This is a genomic window from Nakamurella endophytica (assembly GCF_014646215.1).
Classification (GTDB): Bacteria; Actinomycetota; Actinomycetes; order Mycobacteriales; family Nakamurellaceae; genus Nakamurella; species Nakamurella endophytica.
In genome coordinates, this window is sequence record NZ_BMNA01000004.1 from 181485 (window position 1) to 199765 (window position 18281).

At 73.5% G+C, this 18281-nt stretch carries 16 protein-coding genes; 7 read left to right on the forward strand and 9 right to left on the reverse strand.

Annotated features, from left to right (window positions below; genetic code table 11):
* Nucleotides 1-134: 134 nt before the first annotated feature.
* Nucleotides 135-1214 (reverse strand): BMP family lipoprotein, encoded by a 1080-nt coding sequence (locus IEY37_RS11335; RefSeq protein WP_444543382.1) that lies wholly within the window; start codon nucleotides 1212-1214, stop codon nucleotides 135-137.
* A gap of 1027 nt (nucleotides 1215-2241) precedes the next feature.
* Here IEY37_RS11335 and sdhC point away from each other — a divergent pair.
* The 4 genes from sdhC to IEY37_RS11355 all read left to right on the forward strand — a co-directional run bounded on the left by sdhC (nucleotide 2242) and on the right by IEY37_RS11355 (nucleotide 5859).
* A complete protein-coding gene (gene sdhC / locus IEY37_RS11340; RefSeq protein WP_188941676.1) occupies nucleotides 2242-2679 on the forward strand; it encodes a succinate dehydrogenase, cytochrome b556 subunit in 438 nt (145 codons plus the stop codon).
* Between the two features lie 138 nt (nucleotides 2680-2817).
* Nucleotides 2818-3249, forward strand: coding sequence for a succinate dehydrogenase hydrophobic membrane anchor subunit (locus IEY37_RS11345; protein WP_188941677.1), 432 nt, complete (start codon nucleotides 2818-2820; stop codon nucleotides 3247-3249).
* 19 nt (nucleotides 3250-3268) lie between these two features.
* Nucleotides 3269-5059: a succinate dehydrogenase flavoprotein subunit gene (gene sdhA / locus IEY37_RS11350; RefSeq protein ID WP_188941678.1), complete on the forward strand. Its 1791-nt coding sequence runs from the start codon at nucleotides 3269-3271 to the stop codon at nucleotides 5057-5059.
* Nucleotides 5059-5859, forward strand: a complete 801-nt coding sequence (locus tag IEY37_RS11355; RefSeq protein ID WP_188941679.1) for a succinate dehydrogenase iron-sulfur subunit — start codon at nucleotides 5059-5061, stop codon at nucleotides 5857-5859. The genes sdhA and IEY37_RS11355 overlap by 1 nt, the downstream gene beginning before the upstream one ends.
* 34 nt (nucleotides 5860-5893) lie before the next feature.
* Here the strand turns inward: IEY37_RS11355 and araA are convergent, their stop codons facing one another.
* The 8 genes from araA to IEY37_RS11395 all read right to left on the reverse strand — a co-directional run bounded on the left by araA (nucleotide 5894) and on the right by IEY37_RS11395 (nucleotide 14721).
* Nucleotides 5894-7399 carry an L-arabinose isomerase gene (araA, locus tag IEY37_RS11360; protein ID WP_188941680.1) on the reverse strand — a complete coding sequence of 502 codons (1506 nt, stop codon included), beginning with the start codon at nucleotides 7397-7399 and terminating at the stop codon, nucleotides 5894-5896.
* A gap of 82 nt (nucleotides 7400-7481) precedes the next feature.
* Complete coding sequence (locus tag IEY37_RS11365; RefSeq protein WP_188941681.1) at nucleotides 7482-8159, reverse strand: L-ribulose-5-phosphate 4-epimerase; 678 nt, start codon at nucleotides 8157-8159, stop codon at nucleotides 7482-7484.
* Nucleotides 8160-8361: 202 nt separating this feature from the next.
* Entirely contained in the window at nucleotides 8362-9384 is a 1023-nt protein-coding gene (locus IEY37_RS11370) for a LacI family DNA-binding transcriptional regulator (RefSeq protein ID WP_188941682.1), read from the reverse strand.
* 139 nt (nucleotides 9385-9523) lie between these two features.
* The gene (locus IEY37_RS11375) at nucleotides 9524-10417 is read right to left on the reverse strand and encodes a DeoR/GlpR family DNA-binding transcription regulator (protein ID WP_188941683.1); all 894 of its coding nucleotides are present in this window, start codon (nucleotides 10415-10417) and stop codon (nucleotides 9524-9526) included.
* A gap of 103 nt (nucleotides 10418-10520) precedes the next feature.
* Entirely contained in the window at nucleotides 10521-11525 is a 1005-nt protein-coding gene (gene pdxA, locus IEY37_RS11380; RefSeq protein WP_188941684.1) for a 4-hydroxythreonine-4-phosphate dehydrogenase PdxA, read from the reverse strand.
* Nucleotides 11522-12724, reverse strand: coding sequence for a four-carbon acid sugar kinase family protein (locus tag IEY37_RS11385; RefSeq protein ID WP_188941685.1), 1203 nt, complete (start codon nucleotides 12722-12724; stop codon nucleotides 11522-11524). The genes pdxA and IEY37_RS11385 overlap by 4 nt, the downstream gene beginning before the upstream one ends.
* A 175-nt stretch (nucleotides 12725-12899) precedes the next feature.
* Nucleotides 12900-14021: a trans-sulfuration enzyme family protein gene (locus IEY37_RS11390; RefSeq protein ID WP_188941686.1), complete on the reverse strand. Its 1122-nt coding sequence runs from the start codon at nucleotides 14019-14021 to the stop codon at nucleotides 12900-12902.
* A 10-nt stretch (nucleotides 14022-14031) separates the two neighbouring features.
* A complete protein-coding gene (locus IEY37_RS11395; RefSeq protein ID WP_188942313.1) occupies nucleotides 14032-14721 on the reverse strand; it encodes a metal-dependent transcriptional regulator in 690 nt (229 codons plus the stop codon).
* A 163-nt stretch (nucleotides 14722-14884) separates the two neighbouring features.
* On the opposite strand from IEY37_RS11395, the gene IEY37_RS11400 reads away from it, so the two are divergent.
* The 3 genes from IEY37_RS11400 (at nucleotide 14885) to IEY37_RS11410 (ending at nucleotide 18235) form a co-directional block, all read left to right on the forward strand.
* On the forward strand, nucleotides 14885-16141 hold the full coding sequence (locus IEY37_RS11400) for an Nramp family divalent metal transporter (protein WP_188941687.1): 1257 nt from the start codon (nucleotides 14885-14887) through the stop codon (nucleotides 16139-16141).
* A gap of 134 nt (nucleotides 16142-16275) precedes the next feature.
* Nucleotides 16276-17124, forward strand: a complete 849-nt coding sequence (locus tag IEY37_RS11405) for an SMP-30/gluconolactonase/LRE family protein (protein WP_188941688.1) — start codon at nucleotides 16276-16278, stop codon at nucleotides 17122-17124.
* A 298-nt stretch (nucleotides 17125-17422) separates the two neighbouring features.
* A complete protein-coding gene (locus tag IEY37_RS11410) occupies nucleotides 17423-18235 on the forward strand; it encodes a hypothetical protein (RefSeq protein ID WP_188941689.1) in 813 nt (270 codons plus the stop codon).
* Nucleotides 18236-18281 lie beyond the last annotated feature (46 nt).

Genomic DNA, 18281 nt, shown 5'->3' on the forward strand with positions numbered 1-18281 from the left:
CTGCGCGACCCGGGCGCGCCGCGCGCCGTCCGGGCGGCGGCCGCGCCGCGTCCGCCGGACCCGGGCTGCGGCAGAAACGGCGAGGTCCGGCGCCCCGCTGCGCGCGGGGACACCGGACCTCGTCCGCTGCTGGGTCAGCCCAGGGTCGACGGCACCTTGATCTCACCGGAGATGATCTTGGCCTTGTAGTCGTCGAGCTTGGACTGGATGTCCGAGACGAAGCCGCCGGACGTCGCGTAGCCGACGCCGCCGTTCTTCAGGTCGTACACCTGGGTGCCGGTCAGCGGCTTGCCGGCCGCCACCGACTGGATCATCGCGTACACCGCGACGTCGACGTTCTTGACCGCGGAGGTCAGGATGACGTCCTTGACGTCGGCCAGCGTCGGCAGGTTGTACTGGTCGGAGTCGACACCGATGGCCTTGGCGTTCGCGGCCTTGGCGGCCTTGAAGACGCCGGTGCCGGACCCGCCGGCCGCCGAGTAGATGATGTCCGCGCCGCCGTTGTACATGCCCTGGGCGATCGTCTGCCCCTTGTCGGGGGCGTTGAAGCCGCTGAAGTCCGGCGGCTGGGTGATGTACTTGTCGTCGATCTTGATGCCCGAGTTCGCGGCCTTGGCGCCCGCGTCGAACCCGGCCTGGAACGACTGGATCAGCGGGACGTTGACGCCGCCGATGAAGCCGACGTGGCCCTTGGTGGACTTCAACGCTGCGGCGACGCCGACCAGGAACGAGCTCTGCTCGGCCGCGAAGGTCAGGCCGGCCACGTTCTTCAGCGGGCCGCCCTGCCGGGACGGATCGGTCAGCGACGCGTCGTCGACGATGGCGAAGTGGACGTCCGGGTTGGCCTCGGCGACCGTGCCCATGGCGGTGGCGTAGTCGAAGCCCACCGCGATGACGGTGTTGGCGCCCTGGTCCACCAGCTGGCTGAGCCGGTCGACCTTCTTCTGGTCGGGCTCGCCGACGGTCGCGGCCAGCTCGGCCACCAGCTGCACGCCCTGGCCGGTGGCGTTCGCGACACCGCGGGCCGCGGAGTCGGTGAAGGACTGGTCGCCCTTCGGGCCGTCGTAGGCCATGCCGAGCTTGACGGTGCCCGGGTCGCCGGTCAGCTTGGGGAACTGCTCGGCAGAGGTCTGGCCGGAGCCCGAGGAGGCCCCCGAGCCTCCCGACGAACCGCCGGGCATCGAGCTGCCGCTCATCCCGCTCATGCCGCTCATGTCGGAGCTGCTGCTGCCGCCCCCGGTGGACATCGGGACGGTGCCGCTGGGCGTCGACGTCGCACTGGTCGGGCTCTCGGAGGTGGTGGACCCCGAGTTGCTGGTGCTGCTGCTGCCACCGCCGCAGGCGGTGAGGGCGAGCGCCGCGGCAGCCACCCCGGCGATCAATGTGACGCTGCGCGTACGAAGCACAAGGTCTCCTTCTGCTGTGACCGGCCGGGCCGGTGCCGACGGGCGTCGGCGCTGTGGTGCGGGCGTGCGGCGACGACCCGGTTCTCCCGCCTGCGGGCGGGCGCGCTGATCGTCCCACGGCTGGCCGGACCCGGACCACGGTGACCGGATGCCGGGCACCGTCCCCGGCCCACCCCGAGGGCTCGCCCGCGTCGCGTCCCGCGGTGCCCGCGGCGGCGACGCACCGGCTACGCCGACAGGGTGAACGGTGCGCGACGTTACCGGCGGCCGCGGAGGGCCCGGAAGAGCAGCCGTCGGTCCGTGACCCAATCGTGCCCTCGCACCCGGCGGGGTCCGCGGCGTCGCAGCACCGGCCGGACGGGCCCGCGGGTCCGGCCGGATCGCCCGGACGGCAGGGGCCGCGGAGCCGGCGGGCCGCCACCCGGCACGGGCCGGTGTCGATCTTGTCCGAGCCTGTCCGACCGTGTCCGGTTCGGCACCGCCGGGTCCGCGCCGGCAGCCGTCCACGGGCCACCGGCACATCTCCGACAGTGCTCGGACAGTGCTCGGACAGGGCCCGGACCTGCCGGAAGGCTGTCCGTCAGCTCACAGCGCGCAGGTTGGCTGCCCGTGTGAACACAGGGTTAGCATCGATCAGGCTGACCGCTCGCGCGAGGGTCGTCGCAGGTGCGACGGGTCGTCACGGGAGCCCGTCGGGCGTCGGGGCTGCAGGTGTCGGTCCGCGCCCGCCGGGCGGCCGGCCAGCAGCGGACACGGGTGGCATCCGTCTCCGCCCGATCGGTGGACGTCCTCACCGGCCCGGAACCGCCCGCCGCTGACGCCGGAGGTCGCAGCTATGTCGCAGTCCACCGCCCTACCGGGCCCCGGCCCGGTCGCCGTGCCGCCGCCCCGGCGCGGCTCGGTGTACCGGGGAGTCGAGGGCATGTGGTCCTGGGTGGCCCACCGGATCACCGGTGTGCTCACCTTCTTCTTCCTGTTCGCGCACGTCCTGGACACCTCGCTGGTGCGGGTGTCGCCGGACACCTACGACCGGATCATCGAGACCTACAAGAACCCGTTCGTCAACCTGCTCGAGGTCGGGCTGGTCGGCGCCGTGCTGTTCCACGCGCTCAACGGCATCCGGGTCACGCTGATCGACTTCTGGTCCAAGGGCACCCGGCTGCAGCGGCCGATGCTGTGGGTCGTGCTGGCCGTCTGGGTCGTGCTGATGGTGCCCGGGGTCTACTTCATGCTCCAGCACACCGTCCGGGTGATGTTCGGCGGTGCGGCGTGACCGCGCACCGCACGGGTGCAACGTCACCCAGCAGCCGCCGAACCATCGACACCGCCGGAGGTGCGGCATGACCGCGCACCGCACCGGTTCGACGTCAGCCAGCAGCCGCCGGACCATCGACACCGCCGGGGGTGCAGCATGACCGCCGCGTACGACCCGCCCGCCACGCGCGGCATCGAGGCACCGCGGGCGCCGCGTCGCAAGCTCGGCGGCCGCCGCTCGAACATGGAGATGTACTCCTGGCTGTTCATGCGGCTGTCCGGCATCGTGCTGGTGGTCCTGGTGCTCGGCCACCTGCTGATCATGAACGTGCTGGACGGCGGCGTGCACCGGATCAACTGGGGCTTCGTCGCCGGTCGCTGGGCCTCCCCGTTCTGGCAGGTCTGGGACCTGCTGATGCTGTGGCTCGCCGAGCTCCACGGCGCGAACGGGCTGCGCACGGTCATCAACGACTACGCCCGCAAGGACGGCACGCGGTTCTGGCTGCTGATGCTGCTGGCCGCCTCGGTGCTGCTCACCGTCGGGCTGGGCACCCTGGTGATCTTCACCTTCGACCCGACCATCTCCTGAGGCGGAAGGTCCACCGACCATGCAATTCCATCGCTACGACGTCGTGATCGTCGGTGCCGGCGGCGCCGGCATGCGCGCGGCCATCGAGTCGAGCCAGCGTGCCCGCACCGCGGTGCTGACGAAGCTCTACCCGACCCGGTCGCACACCGGCGCGGCGCAGGGCGGCATGTGCGCCGCCCTGGCCAACGTCGAGGACGACAACTGGGAGTGGCACACCTTCGACACGGTCAAGGGCGGTGACTACCTGGTCGACCAGGACGCCGCCGAGATCATGTGCAAGGAGGCCATCGACGCCGTCCTGGACCTGGAGAAGATGGGGCTGCCGTTCAACCGGACCCCCGAGGGCCGGATCGACCAGCGCCGGTTCGGCGGGCACACCCGCAACCACGGCGAGGCGGCCGTGCGCCGCGCCTGCTACGCCGCCGACCGCACCGGCCACATGATCCTGCAGACGCTGTACCAGAACTGCGTCAAGCTGGGCGTCGAGTTCTTCAACGAGTTCTACGTCCTGGACATCCTGCTGACCGAGACCGACACCGGGCCGGTCTGCACCGGCGCGGTCGCCTACGAGCTGGCCACCGGCGAGATCCACGTCTTCCACGGCAAGTCGGTCGTCTTCGCCACCGGCGGCGCCGGCAAGGTCTTCAAGACCACGTCCAACGCGCACAGCCTGACCGGTGACGGGATGGGCGTGGTGTTCCGCAAGGGACTCCCGCTGGAGGACATGGAGTTCTACCAGTTCCACCCGACCGGCCTGGCCGGGCTGGGCATCCTGCTCACCGAGGGAGCCCGGGGCGAGGGCGCGATCCTGCGCAACGCCTCCGGCGAGCGGTTCATGGAGCGCTACGCGCCCACCATCAAGGACCTGGCGCCGCGGGACATCGTCGCCCGCTCCATGGTGATGGAGGTGCTGGAGGGTCGCGGCGCCGGGCCGAACAAGGACTACGTCCTGCTCGACTGCACGCACCTGGGCGCCGAGGTGCTGGAGACCAAGCTGCCGGACATCACCGAGTTCGCGCGCACCTACCTCGGTGTCGACCCGGTCACCGAGCCGGTTCCGGTCTTCCCCACCGCGCACTACGCGATGGGCGGGATCTCGACCAACGTCCGGGGCGAGGTACTGCGCAACAACACCGACGTGGTCCCCGGGCTGTACGCGGCCGGCGAGTGCGCCTGCGTCTCGGTGCACGGGTCGAACCGGCTGGGCACCAACTCCCTGCTGGACATCAACGTCTTCGGCCGCCGGGCGGGCATCGCCGCCGCCGAGCACGCGCTGTCCACCGGTGACGTCCTGGTCCCCGAGCCGGAGAACGCCGCCGGCTTCGTGGAGGGCATGGTCGGCAACCTGCTGGCCTCCACCGGCGGCGAGCGGGTGGCCGAGATCCGCACGGAGCTGCAGGCGACGATGGACGCCAACGCCGCGGTGTACCGGACCGAAGCGACGCTCAAGCAGGCGCTGCAGGACATCCGGCTGCTGCGCGAGCGGTACGCCCGGGCCGCGGTGCAGGACAAGGGCAAGCGGTACAACACCGACCTGCTCGAGGCCATCGAGCTGGGCTTCCTGCTCGAGCTGGCCGAGGTGATGGTGGTCGGCGCGCTGGCCCGCACCGAGTCCCGGGGCGGCCACGCCCGCGAGGACTACCCCACCCGTGACGACACCAACTGGATGCGCCACACGATGGCCTACAAGGGCGTCGCCGGCGGCGTCATGGACGGGCTGGACGGCGGCGGACCGGTCGACTCCGAGATCCGCCTGGACTACAAGCCCGTGGTGCAGACCCGATACCAGCCGATGGAGCGTAAGTACTGATGACCCTCACCGCCGACACCGGCATCGGGGCGCTCGGCGACCCGTCGGGGCCCGGGCCCGCGCAGCTGCCGCCCATCCCGGACGGGGCCGTCATGGTGACCGTGACGATCCAGCGGTTCAACCCGGAGCTGGACGAGGCGCCGCACCGCGAGTCGTACCGGATCCCCGCACTGCCCACCGACCGGATCCTGAACCTGCTGCACTACATCAAGTGGTACATCGACGGGACGCTGACGTTCCGGCGGTCGTGCGCGCACGGCATCTGCGGGTCGGACGCCATGCGGATCAACGGCCGGAACCGGCTGGCGTGCAAGGTCCTGGTCAAGGACGTGATCACGGACAAGAAGACCGAGGTCACCGTCGAGCCGATCAAGGGCCTGCCGCTGGAGAAGGACCTCCTGGTCGACATGGAGCCGTTCTTCGAGGCCTACCGCAAGGTGCAGCCGTTCCTGATCACGCACAGCAACGAGCCGAGCCGGGAGTGGATCCAGTCGCCGGAGGACCGTGCGCGGTTCGACGACACCACCAAGTGCATCCTGTGCGCGGCGTGCACCACGTCGTGCCCGGTCTACTGGTCCGAGGACGCGTACGTGGGGCCGGCGGCCATCGTCAACGCCCACCGGTTCATCTTCGACTCCCGCGACCAGGGCGGCCAGGAGCGGCTCGAGATCCTGTCGGACGCCGAGGGTGTGTGGCGCTGCCGGACCACCTTCAACTGCACGGACGCCTGCCCCCGCGGCATCGAGGTCACCAAGGCGATCCAGGAGGTCAAGCGGGCGCTGATGTTCCGGCGCATCTGACCCCCGGCCGGGCTGCACGGCCCGGCGGTGCTGGTCAGAGGCCCCTGGCGAGTCGGTGGTAGGCCTGGTTCCACCGCAGTTCCTGCTGGAACCGGCGGATCTCGGTGGTCTCGTCGATGACGACCAGCTCGGTGGCCACGATCTCGGCCCAGTCCGCGAGCTCGTCCACGGTCAGCGCGGTGGACAGCACCGTGTGGTGCGGCGCCCCGGCGGTCAGCCAGGCCTCGGCCGAGGTCTCGAGGTCGGGGGCGGGCTGCCAGACGGCCCGGGCCACCGGCAGTTTCGGCAGGGCCTGCGGTGGGTCCACCACCGTCACCCGGTTCGCGACCAGCCGGAAGCGCTCCCCCAGGTCGGCGATCCCGACGACGACCGCCGGGCCCGGCGCCGCGGTGAACACCAGCCGGACGGGGTCCTCCCGGCCGCCGATCCCCAGCGGGTGGATCTCGACCGTCGGCCGCGCCGCGGCGATCGACGGGCACACCTCGAGCATGTGGGCGCCGAGGATGAGCGCAGGATCAGCACCCAGGTCGTAGGTGTAGTCCTCCATGAACGAGGTGCCACCCGGCCGCCCCACCGCCATGGCCTTGGCGGTGTGCAGCAGGACCGAGGTCTTCCAGTCGCCCTCCCCGCCGAACCCGTACCCGTCGGCCATCAGCCGCTGGACGGCCAGTCCCGGCAGCTGCCGCAGCCCACCCAGGTCCTCGAAGTTGGTGGTGAACGCGCCGAACCCGCCGTCCTCGAGGAAGCCCCGCAGCCCGACCTCGACGGCGGCGGCGTAGCGGAGCGACTTGTGTCGCTGCCCGTCCGGGCGTAGCTCCGGTGCCACGTCGTACAGCGAGAGGTACTGCTCCACGACGTCGCCCACCGCGGCGGGCGTGGCGGCGTCCACCCGCTCGACGAGGTCGTTGACGCCCCAGGTGTTCACCGACACCCCGAACCGGGCCTCGGCCTCGACCTTGTCGCCCTCGGTGACCGCGACGCCGCGCATGTTGTCGCCGAACCGCGCCACCTTGAGCCGGCGGATGGCACGCGCGCCGAGCGCGGCCCGCTGCCAGGACGCCACCCGGGCGACGACCCTGGGGTTGCCGACGTGGCCGGCGACCGTCTTGCGGGCGACGCCGAGACGCGTCTGGATGTATCCTACCTCGCGGTCGCCGTGCGCGGCCTGGTTGAGGTTCATGAAGTCCATGTCGATCTCGGCCCACGGCAGGTCGACGTTGGCCTGGGTGTGCAGGTGCAGCAACGGCTTCTGCAGCGCCCCGAGACCGCTGATCCACATCTTGGCCGGCGAGAAGGTGTGCATCCAGATGACCAGACCGGCGCAGTCGTCGTCCGCGTTGGCCTCCAGCACGATCCGCCGGATGGCGTCCGCATCGGTCAGCACCGGCTTCCACACCACGGGCAGCGGCAGGTCCTCCGCGGCGTCCAGCTGCTCGGCGATCTCCCGGGACTGCCGGGCCACCTGGTCGAGCGTCTCGGGTCCGTAGAGCCCTTGACTGCCGGTCAGGAACCAGCACTCGGCACGGGCCGGTGTCACCATCGGGGGTCCTCTCGACGGGGCGGACGCCGTCGCGGTGCGCGCTCTGCCGCCGCTGCCGTCCGCCGGGTGGGGTGGCGCGGGCTCAGCCCTGGCCGTACACGTGCTGGTAGCGCTCGTACAGGGCGTCCACGTCGGACTGCTCGAGGGGGACGGGCGTGCCGAGCTGCTGCGCGAGGAACGCCGCGCGGCAGACCTCCTCGCACAGGACCGCGGCCTTGACCGCGGCCCGGGCGTCGCGGCCGACGGTGAAGGGCCCGTGGTTGGCCATCAGCACCGCCCGGGACCTGCTGCGCTGCAACGTGTCGACGATCCCCCGGCCGATCGAGTCGTCGCCGATGCGGGCGAACGGCCCGACCGGGATGGGGCCGCCGAACTCGTCGGCCATCATCGTCAAGGTGCAGGGCACCGGCGTCCGCAGCGCCGACCAGGCGCAGGCGTAGGTCGAGTGGGTGTGCACGACGCCGCCGACCTCGGGCATGTGCCGGTACACGTAGGCGTGGGCCGCCGTGTCGGAGCTCGGCGTGTGATCGCCGTCGACCAGGACGCCGTCCAGGTCGGTGACGACCATGGACGCGGCCGAGAGGTCGTCGTAGGACACCCCCGACGGCTTGATGACCATCAGGTCGTGGCCCGGGACCCGCGCCGAGACGTTGCCGGCGGTCCAGACCACCAGGCCGTTGCGGACGAGTTCGCCGTGCAGCCGGGCGACCTCGTCGCGCAGGGTCCGCACCGTCTCCCGGGCGGCGTCCGGGACGGTCACCGCGGCCGTCCCGGCCGGCGCGACGGCAGCGCAGGACCCGGCACGGACATCGACGGCCCCCTTCGGCAGCTGCGGCACCGCACCGTGGCGGCACCTGCAGTGTGAACGCTAACACCGCGGGACGTCAACCGGTGCGGCCGCTCGGGCAGCGACGGCACCGCCGGCGGCAGCCGGAATCCGGCTACCGCCGGCGCCAGCCGGTTCAGCCGCGGGCGGCGGTGCTGGACCGGCGCACCAGCTCGGCCGGGATGGACGCCGCGCGTGGCGGTGTCGCGCCGTCGATCAGCTGCTGCAGCAGCTCGATGGCCCGCCGGCCCAGGGCCGTGAAGTCCTGGCGGACGGTCGTCAGCGGCGGCCCGAAGTAGTCGCTGCCGTCCATGTCGTCGAAGCCGACCACCGAGACGTCGCCCGGCACGTCCAGTCCGGCCTCACCCAGGGCCCGGACGGCACCGAGCGCCATCAGGTCGTTGCCCACGAACACCGCGTCGGGCACGCCCTCCGCGAGCAGGTCCTGGCAGGCCCGGTACCCGGAGGCCGCCGACCAGTCGCCGTGCGCCAGCGCGCCCGGTCGGACGCCGTGCGCCCGCAGCTCCTGGCGCCAGCCGAGCGTCCTGGCGTGGGCGTCGAAGTAGTCGTCCGGGCCGGCCAGGTGCGCGATGTCGCGGTGACCCAGCTCGAGCAGGTGGCGGACGGCGAGCCGGGCGCCCCCGCGCTGGTCCACGGCGACCGACCGGATGCCGCTGCCCCGCGGGAGATCGGCAACCATGACCAGCGGCACCCGGCCGGCCAGCGCCTCGGCGGCGCGGGCGGCGGCCAGGTGCGGGGCGATGACCACCACGCCCTCGACGGCCTGGTCGGCGAAGTGCTCGAATGCCGGGTCGAGGTCGGCGGGGCCGACGGCCACGGTGCTGGCGACGCTGACGAACCAGCCGGCGCGGCGGGCGGCCGCCTCGACCGACAGCAGCGTGCTGGTCGGCCCGAACAGCGTGGTCGACAGCGTCACGACACCGAGGGTGCGGGACCGGCGGGTGACCAGCGCGCGGGCCGCGGTGTTCCGCCGGTACCCCAGGTCGGCGATCGCCTGGAGCACCCGCGTCCGGGTGGCCGGGCTCACGCTGGGATGCCCGTTGACCACCCTGGAGACCGTCTGGTGCGAGACGCCGGCGACCCGGGCGACGTCGTGCATCCCGGGCGGCCGGCCGGGAGAACTGGTCGCGGTCACCATCCCTGCGCGCGCGCCTCCCGCCTCGGGACGCCCGGGCTCCGGGCGTGCATCACCCGCGGACCCGGACGGACGTCCGGCGGTCGGGCGGTGCTCAGCGTACGGGCCGGCCGGGATCGCAGTGCCGGCGACGAGTCCGGTGTCACCCGCGGCCGGTGGCCGCGGCGCCGTGGTCGGCGGCATCGGTGTCGTTCGGGGAGTCGGCGGCGGCGGCGGCGGCGTCGGCGTCGAGGTCGAGGTCGCCGTTGCGCTCCGGCCCGGGATCGACGTCCACCACGACGACCTCGACCCCGCGGTCGCGGAACGGCCGCAGGTCGGACTCCTCCGCGCCCCGGTCGGTGACCAGCGTCCACCGGTCCGGCATGACCGCCCAGGCGTGGAACGGCCGCCGACCCAGCTTGGCCCCGTGCGCCAGCACGTAGACCCGGTCCGCCCGGCGCATCATGATCTCCTTCTGCCGCGTCTGCTCGAGGTCGGCCTCGCAGATGCCGCGGTCGGCGGTGACCCCGTCGGCCCCCAGGAACGCCCGGTCGAAGGTCATCCGCTCCAGCGAGGCCTCGGTGAGCGGGCCGACGAACCCCTGGCTGAGCGGCCGGAGCCGGCCACCCAGCGCCAGCAGCGTGACGTCCGGCGCATCCGACAGTTCGTTCAGCGCGTTGAGACCGGTGGTCGCGACGACGATGTCGCGGGCGGAGCCGAGCGCACGAGCCATCTCGCCGGTCGTCGAGCCCGCGTCCAGCACGACGGTCTCACCGCGCCGGACCTGCCCGGCCGCCCACCGGCCGATCGCCTGCTTGGCTTCGAGCGCCTGGCCGGTGCGCCGGCGCAGCGGGGCTTCGGGATGGGCGACCAGCGCCATGGCACCGCCGTACGTCCGGGCCAGCTTGCCCGCCGCGGTGAGCGCGGCCAGGTCCCGGCGGATCGTCGAGGCGGTGACGTCGAACAGGTCGGACAGCTGCTCCACGGTGGCCGGGCCGGACTGCGTCGCCCACCGGACGATGTCCGCCCGCCGCTCCCGGGACGTCCGCCTGACCATGCCCGCCCCTTCCCCCGGCTTCCCCGTCGCGGCCGTCCGACGACCGTCCGCTGCCTGCCCGCCGCCGTCCGCCGCCTGTCCGCCTGTCCGCCTGCCCGCCGGGTCAGGCGTCGGCGGCGGTCGGGGCGAGCTGGACCGCCTGGCGCAACGCCTCCTTCATGCTGCCCGGGTCGGCGATGCCCTTGCCGGCGATGTCGAACGCCGTGCCATGGTCGACCGACGTGCGGATCACCGGCAACCCCACCGTGATGTTCACGCCGGCCTCCAGTCCCAGCACCTTGACCGGGCCGTGCCCCTGGTCGTGGTACATCGCGACGACCAGGTCGTAGTCCCCGCGGCCCGCCAGGAAGAAAGCCGTGTCGGCGGGAACCGGTCCACGGGCGTCGATCCCGTCGGCCTGCAGCACGGTGATCGCCGGGACGATCTTCTCCGCCTCCTCGCCGCGGCCGAACAGGCCGTTCTCACCGGCGTGCGGGTTGATCGCGCAGACGGCGATCCGCGGGCAGGGGATCCCGGCGTCCACCATGGCGCGGTGGCCGCGGCGGACGGTGCGCTCCACCAGCGGCGGGTCGATGCGCGCGATGGCGTCGATCAGGCCGATGTGCGTCGTCACATGGATGACCTTGACCTTCGGCGTCGACAGCATCATCGACACCTCCTCGGTCCCGGTGAGCGCCGCCAGCAGCTCCGTGTGCCCGGGATACCGGTGGCCGGCCGCATGCAGCGCCTCCTTGTTCAACGGCGCCGTACAGATCGCCTGCACCCGACCGGTGATCGCGAGCTCGCCGGCGACGCGGACGTACTGGTACGCGGCGTCGCCGGCCACCGGGCTCAGCCGGCCGAAAGGCAGGTCGTCGGGGATGAGCCCGAGGTCGACGACGGCGATCCGGCCGGGCAGGTACTGCGCCTCGGCGGGCGAGGCGACCGCGCGGATGTCCGCGTCCACTCCCAGCAGGTCCGCGGCCAGCCGCAGCCGGCCCGCGTCGCCGATCACCAGGAGGTCGGCCAGACCGGCGACGGCGGGATCGAGCAGGGACTGCACGACCACTTCCGGCCCGACGCCGGCGGCGTCGCCCATGGTGACGGCGATGGTCGGCCTGCTGCTCATGGGTTCTCCTCGGCAGGGGTGGTCCGGGCGGTCCGGACCGCGCGGGCGATGGCGAGCAGGGAGTCGGGGGCGCCGAAGCTCCCCGGCCGCGTCGCGACGAGCCGACCGGTGGGGTCGACGCAGACGACGGCGCCGTGGTGCACCTCGGTCAGCGGGCGCAGCCGGTCCACGCCGAGCCGGTCGAGCACCGCCCTTGCCGTGCCGCCGCCGGTGAGGACCAGTCCGTCGGCCCGGCGGGCAGCGGGGACGACGGCGGTGGCCAGGGCCGCCGCCAGCTCCGCCGAGTCCCCCGGCCGCACCGGCGCGGCGGGATCGATGGCGGCGACGACGATTTCGCCCGCCGCCGGATCCGGTACGGGCCGGTGACCTGCGAGCAGATCCGCGGGTCGGGCCAGCAGCACCCGCGCACCGGCCGCCCGCAGCACCGCCAGCTGGGCCGGTACCGACGGCGCGGCGCTGCCGACGACCACCAGTGTGGCCGGAACCCCTGGCCGGTGCGGGACCGGCGCACCCCGACGGGGCGCACCCCGGTGCACCGGGACGGTGCGGGCGACCGCCGCCGCCAGTGCCGCCGACCCGACCAGCGCGGGCCGGTCCAGCCGGCACGCCGCGGCGGCGATGAGGTCCAGGTCGCCGTCGTGCTCGGCGTCGCACACCGGAACCCGACCGGCGTCCAGCGATGCCCGCAGTTCGGCGGCCAGTTCGCCACCGCGGACACTGTCGACGTCCAGACTCCTGGTGGCGACGGGCGACAGCGCCGCCGGCACGCTCCCGGGCGCGGGCCGGGCTTCGGCGCGCCAGGCGTCCGTGGCGTCCAGCGGGACCCCGTCGAGGTGCACGACGGCGCCGCGGACGGACCGGCCGGCGGCCGGCAGCGCCGGAGCCACCACGACGTTCGGCCGGCAGGCCCGGACCGCGGCGAGCTCGGCCGCGACCGGTCCGCGCAGCAACGAGTCGATCTTCTTGACCAGCAGCGGGGTGTCGGGCAGTCGCCGGAGCGCCGCGGTCACCCGTGCGGCGGCGGAGTCCGCGGGCAGCGAGCGGCTGTCGGTGTCGACGACCCGCACGTCGACAGCGGTGTCGCCGGGCGCGCATCGCTCGTCGAGTTCGACCCACACGCGCGCACCGCGCAGCAGGAACCCCGCCGCGGTCTCCACGGCGCCGGACAGGTCGTCGGCGAGCACCGCGACGGACGCCACCCGATCTCCTCCCGACGCACGGTCCCCGGCGCCGAGGGCCGCTCGACCCGCGCGGAGGGATGGACGCCACTCAAGCACCGTGCGCAGATCACGCTAGGCCGGCTGCGCATTGTGCGCAACGCCCGTCCGGGATGCCCGCCGGGCGTTCGACGTCGGCGTCAGCTCGCCCGGCGCGTCAGCCCAGCGCCCGGGACAGGTCGGCCCACAGGTCCTGGACGTCCTCGATGCCGACCGACAGCCGCAGCAGGTTGTCCGGGGTGCCGTTGGCGGCGTCGACGGCGTACTGCGCCCGCCGTTCGACCAGGGTCTCCACCCCGCCCAGGCTGGTGGCGTTGGTGACCAGCCGGACGGCGGCGCACACCCGGTCCGCGGCCGGCGCGCCGCCGGCCACCAGGAACGACAGCATGGCGCCGGGCCCGTCGTGCAGCCGGGCCACCAGGTCGTGCCCCGGGTCGTCCGGCAGTCCCGGGTAGAGCACGCGCTCGACGGCGGGGTGGGCGGCCAGCCGCTGGGCCAGCACGCCGGCGTTCGCCTGGGCCCGCTCCATCCGGACCGCGAGCGTGCGGATCCCGCGCAGCGCCAGGAAGGTCTCCAGCATCCCGGGCAGCCCTCCGGTCAGGTCCCGGCGGAGCTTGAACGCGGCGAACCGCTCGTCGTCGTCCGGGCCGGTGACCAGGGCACCCATCAACAGGTCGGAGTGACCCGACAGGTACTTGGTCACCGAGTGCATGACGACGTCCGCGCCGTGTTCGAGCGGTCGCAGCAGGAGCGGGGAGTTCCACGTCGAGTCGACCACCACGGTCGCGCCGACGGCGTGGGCCGCCTCGGCCAGCGCCGGCACGTCGGCCACGCCGACCATCGGGTTGGTCGGGGTCTCGATCCACAACAGCGCGGGCGCGGGTTCCCGGCGCAGCGCCTCGAGCACCGCCGCCGTGTCGCTGATCTCCACCCGGCGCACCTCGAGCCGGCCGAGCCGTTCCTGGTGGTCGTGGATCGAGCTGGTGCCCGAGTAGGTCATCCGCGGCACCACGACGGTGCTGCCGGCCGGCAGGCCCTCGACGACCGCGGCGATCGCGGCCATGCCGGACGAGAAGGCCAGCGCTCGCCCGCCTTCCAGCTCGCCGAGCGCCTCCTGAAAGGCACGCAGCGAGTCGGAGCCGCTCTGCCGCAGGTAATTCTGCTCGGCGCCCTGGTGGAACGTCACCGACGCCGCGATCGGTGTGTTGACCGGGGCGCCGGGCTCTGCGGGGGGCCGCCCGGCGGCGACCGCGACGGTGGACCGGGCGTACTGGCTCATGGCCGCTACGCTAGCGGGCGACCTCCGCGGCGCCGATCCAGACCGCGGCCGCCAGCCCCGGGGCGAGTTCGTGGCGGGCGCCGTCGGCCGTGACGACGAACGCGCCACCGAACGGCAGCCGCTCGACCAGCCGGACCGACTGGCCCAGCGCGATGCCGGCCGCGGACAGGTGCCGCAGCACCTCGGGGTCGCGGTCGTCGACCCGGACCAGCGGTCCGCCTTCCCCCGCCGCCAGGTCGGACAGCCGGCGTGCGGGGACGGCCTGCACGGTCCCGTCCGGGCCGGGGATCGGGTCGCCGTGCGGGTCGGTGACCGGGTGGCCGAGCCGGGCGTCGATCCGCTCGACGAGCAGGTCGGACACCACGTGCTCGAGTTCCTCGGCCTCGTCGTGCACCTCGTCCCAGCCGTACCCGAGCTCGGCGACCAGGTACATCTCCACCAACCGGTGCCGCCGCACCACCTGCAGCGCCTCCGCCCGGCCGGCCGGGGTCAGCCCGACGGCGCCGTACCGGACGTGCTCGACCAGTCCCAGCTCGGTGAGCCGCCGCAGCATCCCGGACACCGACGAGGCCGCCAGTCCGAGCCGCTCGGCCAGGGCCGTGGCGGACACCGGACCACCGTCGTGCTCCCCGACCGCCCAGATGGTCTTGAGGTAGTTCTCGACGGCCGCCGTCTGCCCCGTCCGCGCCACGCCCTGCAGGCTAGCGGCGCGGCGCCCGTACCAGCCGGGACCAGCCCGGGCCGATCCGGACCACCGGCACCGGCAAACTGCGGACGGATTCCACCCATCCGTCTCGGGGTACCGTACGAACAAAGTTCGGCACGGCGAACTCCTGGCCTGCCAGACGAGGGAGGCCCTGGCGATGTCGGCGTTGACCACCGGTTCGGACCTGGCCGCCGCCCGTGACCGCGGCCGGGTACGCGGCCTCGTGGCGGCCCTCGGCCCGGCGTTCGTGGCCGCCGTCGCCTACATCGACCCGGGCAACTTCGCCACCAACATCAGCGCCGGCGCCCGCTACGGGTACCTGCTGGTGTGGGTCATCGTCGTGGCCAACCTGATGGCCATGCTGGTGCAGTACCTGTCGGCGAAGCTGGGCGTCGTCACCGGCCGCGACCTGCCCGAGCTGTGCCGCCAGCACCTGCCCCGCCGGGTCTCCGCCGGCCTGTGGGTGCAGGCGGAACTCGTCGCGATGGCCACCGACCTGGCCGAGTTCGTCGGTGCGGCCGTCGGTCTCAACCTGCTGTTCGGCGTGCCGCTGTTCCTGGCCGGGCTGATCACCGCGGCCGTCGCGTTCGCCGTGCTGGCGCTGCAGCAGCGCGGCTACCGGCGGTTCGAGGTGGCGATCATCGCGCTGCTGCTGCTGGTCGGGCTCGGCTTCCTGGTCGACCTGCTCACGGTCGGGGCGTCCGCGCCCGACGCGCTGGCCGGCCTGCTGCCGCGGTTCGACGGGCCGGACAGCGTTCTGCTGACCGCCGGGATCATCGGCGCGACCGTCATGCCGCACGTGGTCTACCTGCACTCGGCGCTGACCAAGAACCGCGGCCAGCGGTCCACCGACGACCAGCGACGGCGGCTGCTGCGGACCACCCGGCTCGACGTGTACCTGGGCCTGGGGCTGGCCGGCCTGATCAACCTGTCGATGCTGCTCATCGCGGCGAACCTGTTCCACGCCAGCGGACGGACCGACGTGGACACCATCGAGGGCGCGCACCGCGGGCTCGGCGAGCTGGTCGGGGGCGGCGCCGCGCTGGCGTTCGCGGTGGCCCTGCTGGCGTCCGGCTTGGCGTCGTCGAGCGTCGGGACCTACGCCGGGCAGGTGGTGATGGCCGGGTTCATCCAGCGCCGCATCCCCTTGCTGCTGCGTCGCGGGCTGACCATGCTGCCGGCGCTGCTGGTGCTCGGCCTGGGCCTGCCGACCACCGACAGCCTGGTGGTGTCCCAGGTGGTGCTGTCCTTCGGCATCCCGTTCGCGCTGGTGCCGCTGCTGCTGCTGTCCCGCCGCCGGGACGTGATGGGCGACTTCGCCAACCGCCGGATCACCACGGTCGCCGGCTCGCTGATCGCCGCGCTGATCATCGTGCTGAACCTCTACCTGCTGTGGGTGACGTTCGTGGGCTGAGCTGCGCCGGCCCGCCCGGGAACTCGTGCGGTCCGGGGGCCTACCGGGCGGCGCGGATCGGCTGCCGCCGGCCGGGGAACAGCACGGTCGGCATCCGGGTCCCCGGGTGCGTCCGACATCCTCGGGGGTTCGACGTGCAGGCCGAGCAGATCACCGACCCGCTGACCTACCACGGCGAGGGCGCGGTGTGGTCGCCGAGCTGGGGCGGGCTGCGGTTCGTGGACATGCTCGCCGGGGACGTGCTCACCCTGCAGCCCGACGGCACCGCGCAGCGGCTGCACGCCGGGCGGATCGCCGCGGTCGTGCGGCCGCGGGTCGGCGGCGGTGCGGTCATCGGCGTCGAGCACGGCTGGACGCTCGAGGACCCGGACGGGACGCTGCGCCCGCTGCCGGCGGTGATCCACGACCCGGGGATCCGGATGAACGAGGGCGACTGCGACCCGCAGGGCCGCTTCTACTGCGGGTCGATGGCGTACGCCCAGGCCGAGGGCGCCGCCGCGCTGTACCGGCTGCACCCGGACGGCACGACCGACACGGTGCTGCGGGGTGTCACCGTGTCCAACGGGCTCGCCTGGACCTCCGACGGCAGCCTGGCCTTCTACGACGACACCCCGACCCACCGGGTGGCGGTGTTCGACCACGACCCGGAGGGCGGCCTGTCGAACCGGCGGGTGTTCGTCACCATCGACCCGGACGCCGGCAACCCGGACGGGCTGACGGTCGACGCCGAGGGCGGGGTCTGGGTCGCCCTCTACGGCGGCGGCGCGGTCCACCACTACACCGCCGACGGCCGGCTGGCGGACGTCGTCGAGCTGCCGGCGAGCCAGGTGACGTCCTGCACCTTCGGCGGGGACGACCTGCGGGACCTGTTCATCACCACGTCCCGGGAGAACCTCGACGACGGCGACGAGCCGCTGGCCGGCGCGGTCTTCCGGACCCGTCCCGGGGTGACCGGGCAACCGGTCCGCAGCTTCGCCGGCTGACCAGCGGATCGACGAGCAACCCGAAGGCCAGGTCGCACCGTCCTCGGTCGTGCGTCGACGGGTGCGGTGGGTGCTGGCTCTTGCGCTGACCCTGGCGGCCGGCTGCACGGCCGGCGCACCACAGACCGGCGAGGTCCCTCGCACGCCCACAGCGTCCGCCGCCGCTCCGGCGCCGCCCCCGACGACCGTGCTCCCGAGGTCCCCGGCGCGCCGGCCGTCCGCCGGCGCGCGTCCGTCGCCGACCGTGCCCCCGGTCGTCCGGGGCGGACCCACGCTCACCACCCCGACCGTCGCCGCCGTGCCCCGGGCTCTCCGGCGGTGCGGCGTCGCGGACCTCGGGCTCACCGGTCGGGCGGACCGGCGGACGAGCCAGGCGACCCACCGGCTGGCGCTGACCCTGCGGTCGACGGCCCGGTCGGCCTGTGCGCTGGCGAGGACGTTCACACCGGTGGACATGGTCGCCGTCGATGGCACCGAGATCGCCGGACGAGTGCCGTCCTCCGGGGCGCAGGTGCCGAATGCGCTCGCCGTCGACCCGGGCCAGGTCGTGCACGCCTGGGCGTACTGGATACCCGACACCGGGGACAGCCGGCGGGTCACCCGCATCGTGGTGCACGTCGGCAACAGCGGACCCGTCCTCGACCTTCCGGTCACCGACGACGGCCGGCGCCCGCCACGCGTCCGCGTCCCTCCGGGCTCGACAGTGTTCCAGTCCGCCGGCTACGCGTTCGTGGACTCCGCGGCGGATCCGGGGACGGTGGCATCGCTGACCACGTCCGTCAGCGAACCGTCCACGGTCCGCGCCGGCGCCGCGATCGTCGCCCACGTCGTCGTGCGGAACCTGAGCAACGTCGCCGTGCCGTTGACCCCGTGCCCGGAGTACGACGTGCAGCTGTCGGTGTGGCCCGGCAAGGTCCCCACGACGACGCACCACCGCGGCAGCCTGGACTGCGCGCGGATGTCCGGACGTCTGGCGCCACAGCAGGTCGTGACCGTCGACACCGCGGTCCCCGCCGGGGAGGTCGCCGGCGACGGAGTGCTCACCTGGGCACTGGTCGACGGGCGCACCGCCGTGACCTCCGACCGGCTGGTGATAACGGTCCACCGCTGAGTCGGAACAGTATGGCGCCTGGGCCCAGAACGGGGCCAGGTCTTGC

Bases quoted from the DNA above. Each gene is read 5' to 3' on its own strand.
- IEY37_RS11335 (WP_444543382.1), bottom strand. From the start codon at position 1,214: ATGAGCGGCATGAGCGGGATGAGCGGCAGCTCGATGCCCGGCGGTTCG.
- sdhC (WP_188941676.1), top strand. From the start codon at position 2,242: ATGTCGCAGTCCACCGCCCTACCGGGCCCCGGCCCGGTCGCCGTGCCG.
- IEY37_RS11345 (WP_188941677.1), top strand. From the start codon at position 2,818: ATGACCGCCGCGTACGACCCGCCCGCCACGCGCGGCATCGAGGCACCG.
- sdhA (WP_188941678.1), top strand. From the start codon at position 3,269: ATGCAATTCCATCGCTACGACGTCGTGATCGTCGGTGCCGGCGGCGCC.
- IEY37_RS11355 (WP_188941679.1), top strand. From the start codon at position 5,059: ATGACCCTCACCGCCGACACCGGCATCGGGGCGCTCGGCGACCCGTCG.
- araA (WP_188941680.1), bottom strand. From the start codon at position 7,399: ATGGTGACACCGGCCCGTGCCGAGTGCTGGTTCCTGACCGGCAGTCAA.
- IEY37_RS11370 (WP_188941682.1), bottom strand. From the start codon at position 9,384: ATGGTGACCGCGACCAGTTCTCCCGGCCGGCCGCCCGGGATGCACGAC.
- IEY37_RS11375 (WP_188941683.1), bottom strand. From the start codon at position 10,417: ATGGTCAGGCGGACGTCCCGGGAGCGGCGGGCGGACATCGTCCGGTGG.
- pdxA (WP_188941684.1), bottom strand. From the start codon at position 11,525: ATGAGCAGCAGGCCGACCATCGCCGTCACCATGGGCGACGCCGCCGGC.
- IEY37_RS11390 (WP_188941686.1), bottom strand. From the start codon at position 14,021: ATGAGCCAGTACGCCCGGTCCACCGTCGCGGTCGCCGCCGGGCGGCCC.
- IEY37_RS11400 (WP_188941687.1), top strand. From the start codon at position 14,885: ATGTCGGCGTTGACCACCGGTTCGGACCTGGCCGCCGCCCGTGACCGC.